General features: G+C 44.0%; 14 protein-coding genes. 9 read left to right on the forward strand and 5 right to left on the reverse strand.

What is annotated here, in order from left to right; all coding sequences use genetic code 11:
• Positions 1–52 precede the first annotated feature (52 nt).
• On the reverse strand, positions 53–607 hold the full coding sequence (locus tag F1644_RS16975) for a manganese efflux pump MntP (RefSeq protein WP_087420870.1): 555 nt from the start codon (positions 605–607) through the stop codon (positions 53–55).
• A gap of 99 nt (positions 608–706) precedes the next feature.
• Here F1644_RS16975 and F1644_RS16980 point away from each other — a divergent pair, with 99 nt between their 5' ends.
• On the forward strand, positions 707–1,696 hold the full coding sequence (locus tag F1644_RS16980; protein ID WP_118305782.1) for a GSCFA domain-containing protein: 990 nt from the start codon (positions 707–709) through the stop codon (positions 1,694–1,696).
• A 203-nt stretch (positions 1,697–1,899) separates the two neighbouring features.
• Here F1644_RS16980 and F1644_RS16985 read toward each other — a convergent pair whose 3' ends face one another.
• Positions 1,900–2,418: an SPOR domain-containing protein gene (locus F1644_RS16985; RefSeq protein ID WP_118305783.1), complete on the reverse strand. Its 519-nt coding sequence runs from the start codon at positions 2,416–2,418 to the stop codon at positions 1,900–1,902.
• A 147-nt stretch (positions 2,419–2,565) separates the two neighbouring features.
• Here F1644_RS16985 and F1644_RS16990 point away from each other — a divergent pair, with 147 nt between their 5' ends.
• Genes F1644_RS16990 through F1644_RS17000 form a run of 3 tightly spaced genes read left to right on the forward strand, consistent with a single transcriptional unit; the run spans position 2,566 to position 5,248 of the window.
• Positions 2,566–3,846: an L-cysteine desulfidase family protein gene (locus F1644_RS16990; protein WP_118305784.1), complete on the forward strand. Its 1,281-nt coding sequence runs from the start codon at positions 2,566–2,568 to the stop codon at positions 3,844–3,846.
• 9 nt (positions 3,847–3,855) lie between these two features.
• Positions 3,856–4,530: a TatD family hydrolase gene (locus F1644_RS16995; RefSeq protein ID WP_118305785.1), complete on the forward strand. Its 675-nt coding sequence runs from the start codon at positions 3,856–3,858 to the stop codon at positions 4,528–4,530.
• A 1-nt stretch (position 4,531) separates the two neighbouring features.
• Complete coding sequence (locus F1644_RS17000) at positions 4,532–5,248, forward strand: tRNA threonylcarbamoyladenosine dehydratase (protein ID WP_118305786.1); 717 nt, start codon at positions 4,532–4,534, stop codon at positions 5,246–5,248.
• Positions 5,249–5,495: 247 nt separating this feature from the next.
• Here F1644_RS17000 and clpX read toward each other — a convergent pair whose 3' ends face one another.
• Together clpX and clpP are read right to left on the reverse strand one after the other, a co-directional pair.
• A complete protein-coding gene (gene clpX / locus F1644_RS17005) occupies positions 5,496–6,713 on the reverse strand; it encodes an ATP-dependent Clp protease ATP-binding subunit ClpX (RefSeq protein WP_118305787.1) in 1,218 nt (405 codons plus the stop codon).
• Complete coding sequence (gene clpP / locus F1644_RS17010) at positions 6,713–7,390, reverse strand: ATP-dependent Clp endopeptidase proteolytic subunit ClpP (RefSeq protein ID WP_118305788.1); 678 nt, start codon at positions 7,388–7,390, stop codon at positions 6,713–6,715. Before clpP ends, clpX begins: the two co-directional genes overlap by 1 nt.
• Before the next feature lie 121 nt (positions 7,391–7,511).
• Here clpP and F1644_RS17015 point away from each other — a divergent pair, with 121 nt between their 5' ends.
• A complete protein-coding gene (locus F1644_RS17015) occupies positions 7,512–9,905 on the forward strand; it encodes a glycoside hydrolase family 3 C-terminal domain-containing protein (RefSeq protein WP_087420878.1) in 2,394 nt (797 codons plus the stop codon).
• Positions 9,906–10,140: 235 nt separating this feature from the next.
• On the opposite strand, the gene F1644_RS17020 is transcribed toward F1644_RS17015, so the two are convergent.
• Positions 10,141–11,436: an alpha-L-fucosidase gene (locus tag F1644_RS17020; RefSeq protein ID WP_118304479.1), complete on the reverse strand. Its 1,296-nt coding sequence runs from the start codon at positions 11,434–11,436 to the stop codon at positions 10,141–10,143.
• Between the two features lie 240 nt (positions 11,437–11,676).
• On the opposite strand from F1644_RS17020, the gene F1644_RS17025 reads away from it, so the two are divergent.
• The 4 genes from F1644_RS17025 to F1644_RS17040 all read left to right on the forward strand — a co-directional run bounded on the left by F1644_RS17025 (position 11,677) and on the right by F1644_RS17040 (position 17,610).
• A complete protein-coding gene (locus F1644_RS17025; RefSeq protein ID WP_087420886.1) occupies positions 11,677–12,003 on the forward strand; it encodes an RNA recognition motif domain-containing protein in 327 nt (108 codons plus the stop codon).
• Positions 12,004–12,412: 409 nt separating this feature from the next.
• Positions 12,413–15,622 carry a SusC/RagA family TonB-linked outer membrane protein gene (locus F1644_RS17030; RefSeq protein ID WP_308424592.1) on the forward strand — a complete coding sequence of 1,070 codons (3,210 nt, stop codon included), beginning with the start codon at positions 12,413–12,415 and terminating at the stop codon, positions 15,620–15,622.
• Between the two features lie 20 nt (positions 15,623–15,642).
• Positions 15,643–17,067: a SusD/RagB family nutrient-binding outer membrane lipoprotein gene (locus tag F1644_RS17035; protein ID WP_087420888.1), complete on the forward strand. Its 1,425-nt coding sequence runs from the start codon at positions 15,643–15,645 to the stop codon at positions 17,065–17,067.
• A gap of 9 nt (positions 17,068–17,076) precedes the next feature.
• The gene (locus tag F1644_RS17040) at positions 17,077–17,610 is read left to right on the forward strand and encodes a hypothetical protein (protein ID WP_087420889.1); all 534 of its coding nucleotides are present in this window, start codon (positions 17,077–17,079) and stop codon (positions 17,608–17,610) included.
• Positions 17,611–17,612: the final 2 nt, after the last annotated feature.

Below are 17,612 nucleotides of genomic sequence, written 5' to 3' on the forward strand. Positions count from 1 at the left end.
ATGGGTACAAAGATACGAATATAATTGAAAATGGAGAATTGAAAATTGAAAATTATTCCATCAGATGCTCGATGAGGATTTTGACTCCGATGGCGATGAGGATGATTCCCCCGAATAATTCGACGTTGATACCTTTGATTTTTCCGAAACGGTAACCGCTGATGACCCCGATCAGGGAGAGGGCGAATGTCACGAAGCCGATGATGAAGGCAGGGAAATAGATGCTTGTTTTAAGGAAGGCCATACTGACTCCGACGGCAAGGGCATCTATGCTGGTGGCTACTCCCAGTGTGAGCAAGGTTTTGGTGGAAAAGGACGAGATGGTGGTTTCTTCTTCCCCAAAAGATTCGTAGATCATCTTACCACCTAGAAAACCAAGAAGGATAAAGGCAATCCAGTGGTCAAAGGCGGTAATGTACGAGCTGAAGCTGACTCCCATGAGCCAACCGAGCAAGGTCATCCCTCCTTGAAAAATTCCCATGGTAAGGGCCAGACGTAAAGACTGCCGCATGCAGAAAGGGCGCATGACAATACCGCCGCTGATACTTACGGCAAGACTATCCATGGCTAGGCCTACGGCGATCAATAAAATGGAGATGATTCCCATGCATGAAATTTTTGACAAAAGTATAAAAATGATGGAGGAAATGAGCGTAAAAAATGTAACTTTGTAAAGATAGAGTGATTATTTATAATAAGTATAGATATGAATTTACAGACGAAGATTACAATTGCGGCACCGGATTTTTCGATAGATTATAATTCCAAGCTGATGATGTTGGGATCGTGTTTTGCGGAAAATATGGGTGGTAAGTTCTCGTATTACAAGTTTGACGTGGATGTGAATCCTTGCGGAATTATTTATAACCCGCTGTCCGTGGCAAACGTGTTGCGTCTGATCATGGAAGGAAAGCCGTTCGGGAAGGATGATTTAAGGAAAGTCGGTGAGAAATGGGTGAGTCTGTACCATCACGGGGCATTCTCGTCCACTGATCCGGAAGAGTGTCTGCGTCGGATAAACGAGCGTTTGGAGAGGGCCACAAGAGAACTTCGTTCTTTAGATTTATTGGTAATCACTTGGGGAACAGCGTGGGTGTACAAGCATGTGGGGGAAAATATGGTTGTGTCGAATTGCCACAAGATCCCTTCGCAGGAGTTCGAGCGTAGTCGGTTAAGTGTGGAGGATATTGTGAAGGAATACGTGGAGTTGATTGGGCGTTTACGGGAGATTAATCCGGGACTTCGAGTATTGTTCACGGTAAGCCCGATCCGCCATTGGAAGGATGGCGCTCATGGGAACCAGTTGAGCAAGGCCACGTTGTTGCTGGCGATTGATCAGTTACGGGAGAAATTGGATCACGTGTATTATTTTCCGGCTTACGAGATCGTGTTGGATGAATTGCGGGACTATCGTTTTTACGCGGATGATATGTTACATATGTCCGGTCTCACGGTGGATTACATTTGGGAACGTTTTTTGTATAGTTTCATTACTCCCGATGTGTTGGGGTTGATGAACCAGATCGGACGGATTAATAAAGGGGTGGCGCATCGTCCGTTCGACCCGCATTCCGAGGATTATCAGCGTTTGGTAAAGAAAATGTTGGCTGAAATTGCCATGATTTCCCATTCCTATCCGATGATTAATTTCTCGGCGGAGGAGGAAAAATTAAAAAGTTTAGAGTTTAAAATTTAGGATGAAGAAACTACCCTCACAGTCTCCCCCTTGCACAGGGGGAGAGACGAATGCAAGAAGGCTTCACGATGTTTCAATGTAGCGCATCCTCCCCCTGTGCAAGGGGGAGACTGTGAGGGTAGTTGGAAAATTAAAAGATAAAAAACTAAAAGATGAAAGTTGAAGAAACCTGTAACTCGTCAAAGGCGAATCCGGGCTAAAATCTAAAATTCCACGGGTGGTGCCGTAACCGTGTCTTGCTCCACGACGGGATTCAGTTCTTGTAGGTAAATAGTCGTTTTTACCGGATAAGCACCAGAGTACTTTTTACGGATTCGTTTCAAGGCGGGGATTGCCTCGATGCGGGTGCGGAAATTACCTACCCGGATTTTAAAATCAGGATCGGTGTATTGCAGGTATGCCGGAATGTCCGGGAACTCTTCTTCGAATCGTTTGGTATAGCTTTTCAGCGTGTCCACGTTCGTACCGTATGAACTACGGGATAGGATTTGGATGCGATACCCTTGAAAAAGCTGTTCTTTCCGGTTCACGGAAATATTCAGTTTTAATAGTTGTTCGATTTTCGGATCGGCATGAATGATCACTTTACCTCCGGTAATGGAATCTGTTTCCGAGAGTTGTTTCACGAAGTCAATCTCTTTTTTGACCGGGGGAATAGAATCTGTTTGTGCCCAAACGAGGGACGTGATGAAAAGTGATAATATGACGAGTGTTAATTTCATGGGTAAATCTCTATCGTGCGTTCAACTAATTCGACTTCAATCGACAAAGATAGTATAATTTGTCTTTTTGTGGTAGAAAAATAGATAAATAACACTATTTTTGTAGTCGCAAAAATTTAGCGTTCTACATGAAAAAGGAATAATAAGATGAATCAAGTAACAGATCAACAAATCATTGAAATATTGAGAAAAGAGGCCGTTCCGGCCTTGGGGTGTACCGAACCGGTAGCCTGTGCTTTGGCGTGTGCAAAGTGTAAAGAAGTATTGGGGGGTGTGCCTGAGCGTTTGGACGTACTGGTTAGTGGTAATATTTACAAGAATGGTATGGGTGTCGGCATTCCGGGAACAGGAATGGTCGGGTTGCCTATTGCTGCCGCTTTGGGAGCTGTTTGTGGAAAATCGGAGTACGGGTTGGAAGTGTTGAAAGAGGTGAACGTGGGGGATAACTTGCAGCGTGCGAAAGATATGTTAGGTCAGGTGACGGTTTCTTTGAAAGAGGATGCGCCGGATAAATTGTATGCCGAGGCTCTGGCCACGAAAGGAAATGATACGGTGAAGGTGATTATTGCTCACACGCATACTAATATCGTTTTGGTGGAGAAGAACGGGGATGAGATTTTCAAAAGAGAATTCCGTCTGGATACGTCAAAACCGGAAGATAAAGGACCGGAATTGAGCGTGAAACGTATCTGGGATTTCGTGCATGAAGTGGACGTGAAGGACATCGAGTTCGTGTTACAGGGTGCCGAAATGAACAAGGCAATCTCGGCCGAGGGATTGAACTCGGAGTATGGGTTACAGATTGGTAAGACATTAAAAGAAAATATAGATAAAGGGTTGCTGGAAGATGACTTGCTAAACCGCACGTTGATTCGTGCTACGGCAGCATCGGATGCCCGTATGGATGGATGCCCGAAACCGGTGATGACGAACTCCGGTAGTGGTAATCAAGGAATCACGGTATATCTGCCGGTGGTGGTGGCTGCCGAGAAATTCGGGGCATCCCGTGAACAATTGGCTCGTGCTTTGGCATTGAGTAACTTGATAGCCGTGCATATTCACCATTACATGGGACACCTTTCAGCTCTTTGTGGTATTCTGATTGCCGGAACTGGTGCGGCATCCGCAATCACCTATTTGATGGGAGGAACTTACGATAACATGGTGAACACGATCAAGACGATGTGTTCTAATTTGACGGGTATGATGTGTGACGGGGCAAAACAGGGATGTGCTTTGAAGGTATATTCCGGGGTATCGGCTGCCGTACAGGCCGCTTTGTTGTCCATGAGAGGAATCAAGACGAATAATGATGGAATCGTGGAGGAAGATATTGAACGTACCATTCGTAACGTGGGTTTGATCGGAACGAAGGGTATGGAGGAGACGGATAAGACGATCTTGAATATCATGTGCAATAAGAAATAATAGAAAGAATTGAATCCGTACGTAAATATACACACGCATCATGTTGGTGAAGGAATTAACATTCTGGATGTTGGTGAAGGAAAGGCGTGGGTAGAAGGAGAAGAAAAACGGAAATCGGTGGAGGGGCAGGAGGTGTTTTATTCCGTGGGGGTTCATCCCATGAAATTAGCCGGGCTGGGAGAGAATGTTTTTACGGGGATAGAGGATACGACACGGATGGAAAAAGTAATAGCAATAGGAGAGTGCGGTTTGGACCGTCGCTCTCCTATTTGTATGAAGACGCAGGAAGAGATACTGGACGTTCAAGTCGGTTTGGCGGAAGAGTTGCGTAAGCCGTTGATTATCCATTGCGTGAAGGCGTATTCGGAATTGATTGCCGTGAAGAAACGAACGGGTTCTTCCGTACCTTGGATTATTCACGGGTATAACAATAACGAACAGATATTGCGGCAGTTGTTGGATCACGGGTTTTATATTTCCGTGGGAGCGGCTTTGCTGAATTCGCACTCGAATGCTTTTCAATTGTTGCGGGTTATCCCGTTGGGGGCGTTGTTTTTGGAGAATGATGACAAAGAGGTGGAGATTCACGTTATTTACGAGGCCGCATCTGCCATTTTAGGGATAGAGGTGGAGGCATTGAAGGAAATGATGAGAATGAATTATAATCAAGTTTTTGGAAAATAGTATGGATTGGTTGAGTAGAACGGAATTGCTTTTGGGAGAAGAACGGTTGGGTTTGTTGAAGAAAGCTCATGTGTTAGTGGCAGGATTAGGAGGCGTTGGGGCGTATGCTGCCGAACAATTATGTCGGGCCGGGATCGGAGAGATGACGATTATTGACGGGGATTGCGTGGACGTGACGAATAAAAACCGTCAACTTCCGGCGTTGGATAGTAATATCGGTAAAGCAAAAGCCGAGATCATGGCGACCCGGTTTCGGGATATAAATCCGGATATTCAATTGCACGTAATCAATGACTTTATTAAGGATGACCGCATGATTGATATTCTGGAAATGGCGAAGTATGATTACGTGGTGGATGCCATTGATACATTGGCACCCAAGATATTTTTAATATACCATAGTTTGCAAAAGGGGTATCGGGTCGTGAGTTCCATGGGAGCTGGGGGCAAGATGGACCCTGAACAAATCCGGATAGCCGATATTTCCAAATCATATAATTGTAATCTAGCCCGGATGTTGCGGAAAAGGCTGCATAAACTGGGTGTCTATAAAGGAGTAAAAGTCGTGTTTTCCCCCGAAGAAGTTGACCCGGAAACCGTTGTTTTAAGCGAGAGTGAGAATAAAAAGTCGAATGTTGGGACAATTTCTTATATGCCACCTTTGTTTGGGTGTTTCTGTGCTTCGGTGGTGATCCGGGATATTGCGAATCCGATTTGACGACATTATTTTACACAAATCCACCCCAAATAAAGAAGTAAATTAACCCAGATAATCTCGCTTTTTCAGAGATTATTCGAAGATGATTCGTGGCTTAAATATTATGTAATGTCGGATCTCCGAGGAATCTTCGAGAGAGTTTCGAATAAGTGATAGTATTTCCATTAAATTTTGGTAGGTTCTCTTGGGGTTCTCTTTAGTAAATAAAGAAAATGAGGGGGGGATAAATGACTTTTGCCCCCCTTTTTTAAGCTCTTAGCTTTTGTGCAGTCAGCCGGTCCATCTTGGATTCGGCGTATTCTTTGGTGATCGTGATCGATTCGCAATTTTGTGAAGGAATCTCGAACATCAGGTCTGTCATGATGGCCTCGCAAATAGAACGTAGTCCGCGGGCTCCCAGTTTGAATTCAACAGCCTTGTCTACAATGTATTCGAAGACCTCTTCATTGAAGTTCAGCGTGATATTATCCAGTTCGAATAATTTCACGTACTGGCGGATAATAGCGTTCTTGGGTTCCGTGAGAATGTTGCGTAAGGCTTGACGGTCAAGTGGTTCCAAGTAGGTCAGTACCGGTAGACGACCGATGATTTCGGGAATCAACCCGAAAGATTTCAAGTCTTGTGGTGCGATATATTGCAACATATTGTCCCTGTCAAGAACGGCTGTTTCTTTGCTTGCCGTGAACCCGACTACCTGCGTGTTCATGCGTTGGGCGATTTTCTTTTCAATTCCATCGAAGGCTCCCCCGCAAATGAACAGGATGTTTTTCGTGTTCACGGGGATCATCTTCTGGTCGGGATGTTTACGTCCGCCTTGTGGGGGAACGTTCACGATAGAACCTTCCAGTAGTTTCAATAATCCTTGTTGCACTCCTTCACCGCTCACGTCACGCGTGATGGACGGGTTGTCTCCTTTACGGGCAATCTTGTCGATCTCGTCGATGAAGACGATCCCTTTTTCAGCGGCATCCACGTCGTAGTCGGCAGCTTGTAGCAAGCGGGTCAAGATGGATTCGATGTCCTCGCCCACGTAGCCGGCTTCCGTCAACACGGTGGCATCGACGATGGTGAAAGGGACGTGCAGCATCTTGGCTATCGTGCGGGCCAACAAGGTTTTCCCGGTTCCCGTGCGTCCTACCATGATGATATTTGACTTCTCGATCTCCACGTCATCATTGGAATGTTTCTGTGTCAATCGTTTATAATGGTTGTAAACGGCCACGGCGAGGTGCTTTTTCGCCTCGTCTTGTCCGATTACATATTGATCCATAAATTGTTTGATCTCTATCGGTTTTTTGACTTCGATATGATCCATGTCAAGGGGGGTAGAATGGCCTCTTTGTTCTTCCTGTACAATGTCATACGCCTGTTGTGCGCACATATCACAGATAAAACCGTCTACCCCGGAAATCAGAAGATCAACCTCACTGCGTGATCTTCCGCAAAATGAACATTTGTCTTGCATTACTTGTGTTCCCGAATTAATACTGTGTCAATCATCCCGTATTCTTTGGCTTCGGCTGCGGTCATCCAGTAGTCGCGATCAGAGTCTTTCTCTACTTTCTTGATCGGGTTTCCGGAATGATCAGCGATGATCTGGTAAAGTTCTTTTTTTAATTTCATAATCTCGCGAGCCGTGATTTCAATATCGGAGGCTTGGCCTTGGGCTCCACCCATCGGTTGATGGATCATGATGCGTGAGTGCTGTAATGCGGAACGTTTTCCTTTGGTTCCGGCAGTCATCAGCACGGCACCCATGGATGCGGCCATCCCGGTACAGATGGTTGCCACGTCGCATTGAATGTATTGCATCGTGTCGTAAATACCTAATCCGGCATAAACGGAACCGCCCGGAGTGTTGAAATAAATCTGAATATCCTTGGACGGGTCTGCCGATTCCAAGAATAGTAATTGTGCCATGATAATGTTGGCTACATCGTCATCGATAGGTACTCCGAGAAAAATGATCCGGTCCATCATTAACCGGGAAAACACGTCCATGCTTGCCACGTTTAGCTGGCGTTCCTCGATAATGGTCGGGTTTATATAGCTGGAGATGGCAGATTCGAACCGGTGAAGGTTCAAGCTGCTAATCCCTTTATGCTTGGTGGCATATTTTTTAAATTCATCTTGTGAAAACATAATCTATGTATTTTAGTTATACGGGTGCTAAGTTACGAAAAAAAAGAAGGGGAAAAGATACTTTTGTCTATATTTGGGTTTAAAATTTGTGTTGTTGTGTTTAATCGAATAATGTGTTGCTATGCGGAAACAAAAGATTTGGTTATTTCTCGTGTTTTTTCTCCCGGTGATTTCCGTTTGCGGGGATGGGGTTTACAAGAAGAGTGGAAAGGGATTTCGGGACCTGAACAAGAATGGCAAGCTGGACCCTTACGAGAATCCGGCAGAGAGCGTGGAGGTGCGTTTGCAGGACTTACTCCGGCAAATGACGCTGGAAGAAAAAGTGGGACAGTTGGCTCATACCTTAGGCTGGAATTATTACGAGAAGGATGAAAATGGTCAGGTTCGGTTGACGGACTTGTTTCGGTCGGATCTGAAAAATCGTTATATCGGGTGTTTTTGGGCAACGTTGAGGGCTGACCCGTGGACCCGAAAGACTTTAAGGACAGGCTTGTCCCCGCGGGAGGCGGCAGAAATGACGAATGCCATGCAGCGTTACGCACGGGATAGCACTCGCTTGGGAATTCCCTTGTTTTTGGCGGAAGAGTGTCCGCACGGGCATATGGCTATCGGGACGACGGTGTTTCCCACGGCTATCGGGAGGGCAAGCACGTGGAACACGGAACTGGAGGAGCGAGTGGCCGAAATCGTGGCATTGGAGGCCCGTTTACAAGGGGGGCATATCGGTTACGGGCCAGTGCTGGATGTTGCCCGGGAATTGCGTTGGTCTCGGGTGGAAGAGGGATACGGGGAAGATCCTTTCTTGAGTGGGAGTATGGGAAGTGCTTATGTCCGGGGGTTGCAGGGAGGAAACGTGGGGAGTGGCGAAAATGTTATAGCCACGTTGAAACACTTCACGGCTTACGGGGTACCTGAAGGCGGGCATAATGCCGGGATGGCTCATGTGGGAGTGCGGGAATTGTTGACAGAGTTGTCCTATCCTTTCGAGATGGCCGTGAAAGCGGGGGCGTTATCATTGATGACGGCCTATAACGAGGTGGATGGGATTCCTTGTACGGCGAATCCATTCCTGACAAATCAGCTTTTACGGGATCAGTGGGGATTCTCTGGTTTTGTGGTTTCGGATCTCTACGCGATAGATGGGTTGATGTCGCAGCGAGTGGCAGCCGGTAGGGACGAGGCCGGGATATTGGCTTTACGTTCGGGAGTGGATTCCGATTTGGGTGGAAATTGTTTCAGTGCTGATTTGGTGAGAGCTTGCCGGGAGGGGCGATTGGCCGAGGCTGACATTGACCGGGCCGTGAGTCGTATTTTACGGTTAAAGTTTAAAATGGGATTGTTTGATAATCCATACGTGAAGGTGAAGAAGGCAGAAAAGCTGATCGGCACGTCCGGGCATCGGGAGGTGGCGAGGGAAGTGGCTCGCCAGTCTGTTGTGTTGCTGAAAAATGAAAATCAATTGTTACCCTTGTCGAAGGAGGTGAAACGGGTAGCGGTTATCGGGCCGAATGCAGATAATGTTTATAATCAGTTGGGAGACTATACGGCACCACAGGCACCCGGTTCGGTAATTACTGTACTCGAAGGTATCCGGCAAAAGTTGCCCGGTGCGGAAGTCCGTTACGTGAAAGGGTGTGCTGTGCGGGACACGTTGGACACGTCGATCGGGGAGGCTTGTGAGACTGCAAAAAATTCCGATGTTGTTGTGGTGGTTTTGGGGGGCTCTAGCGCACGAGATTTTGAAACGGATTTTTTGGAGACAGGGGCTGCCGTTGCGAATGAACGCAAGGTGAGTGATATGGAGTCAGGAGAGGGGTTTGACCGGATTGGTTTGTCGCTGATGGGCAAGCAAGTGGAATTATTGAAAGCGTTATATGCCACGGGTAGGCCCGTCGTGCTGGTCATGGTTCAAGGGCGTCCCTTGGAGTTGAACTGGGCTGCGGAACATATCCCGGCGATCTTAACGACTTGGTATCCGGGCGGTGAGGGTGGTCGGGCCATTGCGGACGTGTTGTTCGGGGACTATAACCCTGCCGGGAGGCTCCCCTTGTCTTATCCTCGTCACGTGGGTCAATTACCCGTGTATTATAATCATAAATCTGCCGAACGACATGATTATGTGGAGGGAACTGCTGCCCCGTTATATCCTTTCGGGTTCGGGTTGAGTTACACGACTTTTGTTTACGAGGGAATTGATGTGCGTGTCGAGGGGGATTCGGTTCGGGTTTCGGTAGATGTGAAGAATGTGGGAGGACGTGCCGGAGATGAGGTGGTTCAATTGTATTTGCGGGACGAACAGGCATCGGTGGTTACTCCTTTCATGCAGCTCAAGGCTTTTCAACGGGTTCATTTGACTTCGGGAGAATCCCGGAGGGTTGAATTTGTCCTTACAGAAGAACATTTACGAGTGCTTGACACCTCGTTGAACTGGCGGGTTGAGCCGGGATGGTTCACGGTGATGATCGGGGCCTCATCACAAGATATTCGGCAAAGGACTAGATTTAGAATAGATTGATCGCCTCTTGGTTTCATCGTTCTTATTCCTTGGGCTATCTTTGCGTTACATCAAAGGTACTCTTTTGGCATAACAATAACACGACATAAATATAAGAATGTGCTTATGCTGTGTTATTGTTATGTTGATGCTATGTTTATGATATAGCGAAAGGATAGCCCAATCATGAATCAAGGGGAGCTTAGGGGTAATCCCATGTTATATTCTTTCCGATGAACAGGTTTTTTGACCGCTATTATCGGTAAGTGATTTCAACAACATGATCTATGTCCGTGGGGACACTTCCCAGTTGTAGCAAGATTCCTTCTTTTGTTTTGGTGTATTTCACCGGAGTTTTATCCTTGAAATGCACGATGGTCTTCACTTTTTTATTGGTGATCGGGAGTAAAAGCTGGTCTTTATTCAAATTTAGAATGTGAACGTAGAGTTTATTTCCTTTTTGGGTCGTGACTCCCCAGTCTTGGTGAGGGATGGTTCCGGCACGGGTTCCTTGGATAGTTTCACCATAGGTGCGCATCCATTCTCCGATTTCTTTCAAGTGCGTAACTGATCCTTCGGGGAAATCTCCACCCGGACGGGGGCCCACGTTTAATAATAAGTTTGCATTGTTCCCTGCGGCACCCACCAGCGTGTGGATGAGTTGTTTCGTGGATTTGAAATTTCGGTCGTTGATGTTGTAGCCCCACGTGTTATTCATGGTCTCGCAGCTTTCCAACGGTAGGGCGCTGATTTCTGCATCGGCAGAGTACCCGGCTTTGTTTTGTCCCGGTAGATCCCGTTCGAACATTTGGAAATCTTCCCCGTCAAAAGGGGCTTTGTGATGGTTATTCCCGATCAGGCATCCCGGTTGAAGGCGGTGGATCAATGTGTATTGTCTTTCCAGTTGCCAGTCCGCATCGGGTTTATCCCACCAACCGTCGAACCAGATACCACCGATCGGGCCGTAATTGGTAAGTAATTCGGTTAACTGGGCATCCATGAATTTCAAGTAATCTTCCCACGTGCCGGAAGGGGTACGACCCGTATTCCGTCCCGTGCGTCCCCACGGATAATAATCCGGACGGTGCCAGTCAATATGGGAATAGTAGAAGAATAATTTAAGCCCGTGTTTCTGGCAGGCCTCGGCCAATTCCTTGATAACATCCCGTTTGAAAGGGGTAGCCTTGACAATATTGTAATCTGATTGTTTCGTGTCGAACATCGAGAATCCATCGTGATGGCGGGAGGTAAAACAGATGTATTTCATGCCGGCGTCCTTGGCGATGCGGACCCACTCGTCGGCATTGAATTTGGAGGGGTAGAACCCGTCAGCCAGTTTTTGGTACTCCGCCTCGTTCAGGCTTTTATTGGTTAACACCCATTCGCCGTCGGCCAGCATGCTGTATATTCCCCAGTGGATGAACATACCGAACTTGGCATCCCGGAACCATTCCCGGTTGGTAAGGTTTTCTTGTGAAGGAACGTATTTCTCTTGGGCAGAGCAAAATACGACGGTTAATAATAAGAGCGTGGTAATGAATGTATTTTTCATGCTAAGGATTAGATTAAATTTCGACGAAAGTAATCAATGTAAAGAAAATGATCAAATATTTAACAAATAAAACAGGGAAATATAGTTGGATATCCAAAATAAAGAGTACCTTTGTCCCAGATTGAGTTGAATCCATTGTATTTAAATCACTTTCCTAGCATGTATTTGTATCGTTAAGTAGACTTTCTTTCATTGTGCAATCTCAATCGTAATTTATTAATCAATTAAAATTTGTACTTGATGAACATTTACATCTCAAATTTAAGTTATGGCGTTGATGACGCTGATTTGCAAACTTTGTTTGCTGAATACGGTGAAGTTACTTCAGCTAAAGTTATTATGGATCGTGAAACAGGTAGATCAAGAGGTTTCGGTTTTGTTGAAATCTCAGATGATGCTATGGGACAAAAAGCAATCGATGAGTTGAACGGTGCTGAATATGACGGTAAGGTAATTAACGTTAACGTGGCTAAACCGAGAGAAGAAAGATCAAACGGTGGAGGTCGCGGAGGATATAACAGAGGTGGCGGAAGTCGCGGAGGTTATAATTCAAATAGAAGATATTAAAACTTCTTACCTGCAATTGCTTAAACGCATTTTCGTTTAAGTGATTGCAGGTATTTTTTTACACTATATTTTCTTGAAAAATTGTAAGAGGTATAAATTATTCTCGTTCTAATGGATTTTCTGTCCATACCCTCTTAAATTTTAATCAATTCGTTTTGTTTTCCAAATCAGCAAGTATGATCATTAGGCATTGATAGGTTTTCCTATTTTGATGTATATTGTTGGGACTATGTCTGAATGGCCCTATTTTGGTTGATAAATGGATCTGGTGATTGTAAAATAAAATCTATTCTTAATTGTGATGTAACACTATTGAAACATTGTGCGCATACTTTCGTGCATCAAAAAATTAAAAATGTTGTCTATGGTGTTTATTTTAAAGAAAAGTTTTATTCTTTTATTTAGTCTGATGGCTATGACTGTTCAAGCACAAACAGTTATTAAAGGGAAGGTGGTTGATATAAATGATTTACCGCTTGTTGGTGCTAGTGTGTCTGTAAAAGGCACAACTCTAGGAACGGTTACGGATACCGATGGAAAGTTCATTCTTAAATCTCCGAAAACACTTAAAACTACGGATAAGATTGTCTTCAGTTATTTGGGATACGAGACAGAAATTGTTTCTTATCACGGGAAGAATACTGAGTGGATCATCCGGTTGAATGAAAAAAACGTTGCCTTGAATGATGTCGTTGTAACGGCATTGGGGATTAAAAGAAATGAACGAGGATTAGGGTATTCGACAAGTAAACTTGATGGAAATGAAATCATGCGTGCGGTTTCTTCTAACTGGTCACAAGGTTTGGTTGGAAAGGTGGCCGGGCTTAGTATTAATTCTTCGGGAGGACCATTAGGATCTACGAGAATAGCATTGCGCGGGGATGTTTCGTTGAATCAAGGGGGAAACAATGCATTGATTGTCGTGGACGGGGTTCCCATGAGTGCCCCCATGATTAACACGGGAAATGCGCAAAGTGCATCCGGAGAAGCCTCAATAGATTTTGGAAATGGCTTTTCAGACTTGAATCCGGAGGATATTGAGAGTATCCAGATTTTGAAAGGAGCCAGTGCAACCGCTTTATATGGTTCCCGTGCAGCTAATGGGGTGATAATGGTTACCACCAAAAATGGAAATGAACAGGAAAAAAGATTAGGAGTTACTTTCACGTCAAACACGAGTATTGAAAATGTGTTAATGTGGCCGGATTATCAATATGAATTCGGACAAGGACAACCAAGTAATATAGGGCCAGAAGGTAGTGTTTACGAGGGACAACAATACTATTCCTACGGGGATTTCCCAGATGGTTCAATCAGTGGAACAAGCGGGACAAGTAGCGCTTACGGGCCGAGATTTGAAAATCAGTTGTTTTATCAGTATGATAAGGGAAAACAAGACCGAGGAGATAATGCAACTCCGTGGAGAGCTTATAAAGATAACCGCAAGGACCTATTCCGTTTGGGGTATACGACCACGAATTCTCTCGCCGTTTCGGGGAAAAATGATAGGGGATCACTGAGGGCATCTTTAACATATATGAAAAATAACTGGATTCTTCCTAACACGGGATTTGAACGTGTTACGGCAACAATCTCCGGTATGCAAAAGGTTTCCAGGTTGTTGAGCGTTAATTACCGGACCAGTTATACGTGGCGACAGAGTGATAATCTTCCGGCATTAGGTTATAGTAGTAATTCGATCTCTTATTTTTTGATTTTTCAGAATCCCAATGTTAATTTGGATTGGTATCGCCCGATGTGGAAAAAGGGAGAGGAAAATGTTACTCAATTACAACCTTTCAGCAAGCTTATCGGGAATCCATACGTGACTTTGTACGAGTCGTTGAACCCGACGGAAAAGCATGCGACTATATCCATGATTTCAGCTAATTTGAAACTCAGTAATCATTTTGATTTTATGGTTCGTTCGGCTTTGCAGATGGAGATAGATATGCGTGAACAGCACCGTCCGATGAGTGATGTGATTTATCCCAAAGGGTATTTTAAAAAGCAAAATATATTCAATTATGAATTGAATAGTGATATTTTATTGACGTATCACAATAGTTTCCTTGATGGAGTTACGCTGAATGCTGCTGTGGGAGGTAACATGATGACCTCTAAATTGGATATGTTATCTAATGCTGCCAACGGGTTAATCACCCCTGGTGTTTATAAACTTGCGAATGCGATTTCAGCCATTGAATTTAATCAGAAGATTCTTAATAAAAGGGTGAATAGTGTTTATTTCACGGCTAATCTTGCTTATAAAAATAAGTTATTCTTGGATATTAGTGGACGGAACGATTGGTCTTCGACTTTACCGGAAAGGAATAATTCTTTTTTCTATTCTTCTGTTTCGGCAAGTGTTTTATTTAATGAATGGTTTAATATGCCTCGGGAAATTAACTTGTTGAAGTTAAGAGCTTCATGGGCACAGGTCGGAAATGATACTGATCCTTATAAAACTTCTCGGTATTACGAGACGACTAATTTTGCCGGTTCTGTAAAACTCCCGACGACTTTGTTTAATGCTGATTTTAAACCTGAGATTTCAACCAATTATGAGGTTGGAATGGATATAAGGACATTTGGAAACCGTTTGAATGTAGACTTCGCGTATTATTACAACCGGACAAAGAATCAGATTTTGGATGCCCCTATGGACCCGACAACCGGTTATTCCAAAGCGACAATAAATTCGGGAACCGTGCAGAATATGGGATTCGAAGTGGCATTAAATTTTATTCCTGTGATTACAAATGATTTCAGATGGACGAGTAGGGTCAACTGGTCGAAGAATAAAAATAAGATCTTGTCTTTATCAAAAAGTGCAGATGAAAACCAGTTGATCAGTAAGATCGGAGGTGCTTCTATTATCGGGAGAGTTGGCGGAACGATTGGTGATATTTGGGGATATAAATTGAAAAGGACGACGGATGGACAGGTGATTGTCGATGCTTCCGGACTTCCTGTAACAACGGATGAGATTGAGTATGTAGGTTGTGCTTATCCCGGTTGGAAGGCTGGTTGGTACAACGAGTTCAAGTATAAAAATTTCACTCTTGGTATATTACTTGACGGACAACATGGAGGAAAAATATATTCAACAACAAATGCAAAATTAGGTATTCAAGGGAAAAGTAAAGCTACTTTGAACGGGCGTTTACCTGGCACACCTCTTTATATTTCCGGTGATGATTCCCGTTTAGCTCAAGCTGGTTTGCTACCGATGGGTGGAACGTATATCATTGCCCCGGGCGTGGTCGCAAATTCGGATGGATCTTATACCCCGAACACGAAACCTGTTACGGCACAAGTGTATTATGGCGAGTATTATAAAGTGGAGAACGTGGAAACGAACTTGTTTGATGCTTCATTTTTAAAAATTCGGGAAGTTCGTTTGGAATATGTTTTTACGAAAAGACAACTGCGAAAAACCCCGTTAAGTTCAGCATCGATCGCTTTGTACGGGAGAAATCTTTTCTGTTTTACGGATTACCCGGTATTCGATCCGGAAACTGGGGCTCTGAATGGTGGAAATATCGTGCCTGGTGTTGAGGCTGGTTCTTTACCCACGACCCGTTCAATGGGTGTAAGTTTAAATGTGAGTTTTTAATCTGACAAAATAATACGTACATGAAAAAAAGTATTCGGAATATTTTATTGGGAGGAATTTTTATAGGAGGACTGTTTTCAGCATGTACTCCATTCGAGAAGTTGAACACGGACCCGACTCGACTTAATGAAGCTAATCCTGGTTCGTTTCTCGATCCGATCTTGTATAATGTATCTTCTTTTAGCTGGAAACGTTTTAATAACTATACTTACGAGTTGATGGGAAACATTATTTCTTATCGTAATACGAATGATATAGGCTGGTGGTATGTTTCTGATAGTGAAGGTGACGGTAGCTGGAGTACTTATTATCAATGGTTGGCAAATGCGAAAGCTATGGAAAAAGAGGCTGAAAAACTTGGAGAGGTCAATTATCAGGCTGTGTCTAAAGTATTACAAAGTTATATGTTTGATGTGTTAGTTTCTGCTTTCGGGGATGTACCGATGGAGGAGGCATGTCGCGGAGACGAGCAATTATATTATCCGGTTTTCGATAAACAACTGGCCATATATAAAAATATATTACAAGAATTGGAAACGGCTAATATTTTGTTTGATGTATCTGGTAGTCTGAAGTATAATACTTCGGGAGATATGCTTTACAAGACGGTCGACGGCGAGGGGATTCTCAAATGGAAAAAATTTTGTAATTCGTTGCGCTTGCGTGTTCTTCTGAAAATGTTGAATGTCGCGGAATATGATGCTAGAAGTGAAATACAAAAAATGATCAATACCCCTGAAATGTATCCTGTATTTGAGTCTAATAGCGATGCGGCATTAGTTGAGATTTCCGGGGTTTATCCCCAGGAGGCTCCTCTTAATAGGGCTAATGATTTTACTTCTTATCGGGCTTGTTCGGAATTTCTTGTTAACACGTTGAAATCATGGAATGATCCGAGACTTCCTTTGTTCGTGTCTAAACAGAAGGATGACTACATCGGGTGGCCTGCGGGTTTTGCTATACAACCGGCAGGAAAGGCTTCGACTCCCAATAAGGCACTGGCCGTTGCCCCGATGAAATTACCATTAATGTCTTATGCAGAGTTGGAATTGATTAAGGCCGAATTGGCCCAGAAAGGCATCGTAACATTAGATGAACGGATAGCTTATGAAAACGGGGTAAGAGCTTCTATCGAACAGTGGGGAGGTGAAATTCCGGAAGGGTATTTTAATAATCCGGTAGCAGGCTATGACGGGACCTTGGAAAGAATTATGCTGCAAAAATATTTCGCCTTGTATTTTTGTGATTATCAGCAATGGTTTGAATATAATCGAACGGGTTTACCCGCAATTCCTAAGGGGGACGGTATTCCCAAAGATCAGGAAATTCCCCGTCGTTTTAAATATCCGTCTGTTTTACAGAGAACAAATATGAAAAATTATCAGGCTGCGAAAGAGTCTATGGGAGGCGATGATTTGACGATAAAACTTATTTGGCAACAATAAAAATAGAATATGAATACAAGAGTGATTATTATTTGTGTTTTAGGATTGTTATATCCTTATTGTGGTTTTGGTCAGGCGTTAAATGCGATTTCAGGAAAGGAATCCCTTGTACATACCGGGGCTGGTTCTGAGAAAACTGAAAAAGAAAAATACGTGTATCATGTATATGAAACGACGAGTAAGGTAGCATTTGAAATACCTCATTATTTGGGAGAGCCTTGTACGGAAAAGTGGAGTAGATTTCAAGCTAATTACACTCGTACATACGATCAGAATGTCGGTTTTTCCAGCACGACAGTAGAATTTGCCAAACCAGCTATTTATCATGCTGTTAATAAGATAAATAAATATATCGTGAAAGCAGTCAAGAAAAAAAATGTAACGAGAGAGGAAGCCATTCGTTTACTGAGTCACGTGCTGGACTGTGCGAACACGCTTTTATATGAAGACGATACAACTCAATTGGAGAAAAGTCTGGCTTCAACAAAAGAACCGGAACTGTTAATTAAAATATTCAAGCAAATCAAGCTTGTTAAAGCGTAATA

Source organism: Butyricimonas paravirosa (assembly GCF_032878955.1).
Classification (GTDB): Bacteria; Bacteroidota; Bacteroidia; order Bacteroidales; family Marinifilaceae; genus Butyricimonas; species Butyricimonas paravirosa.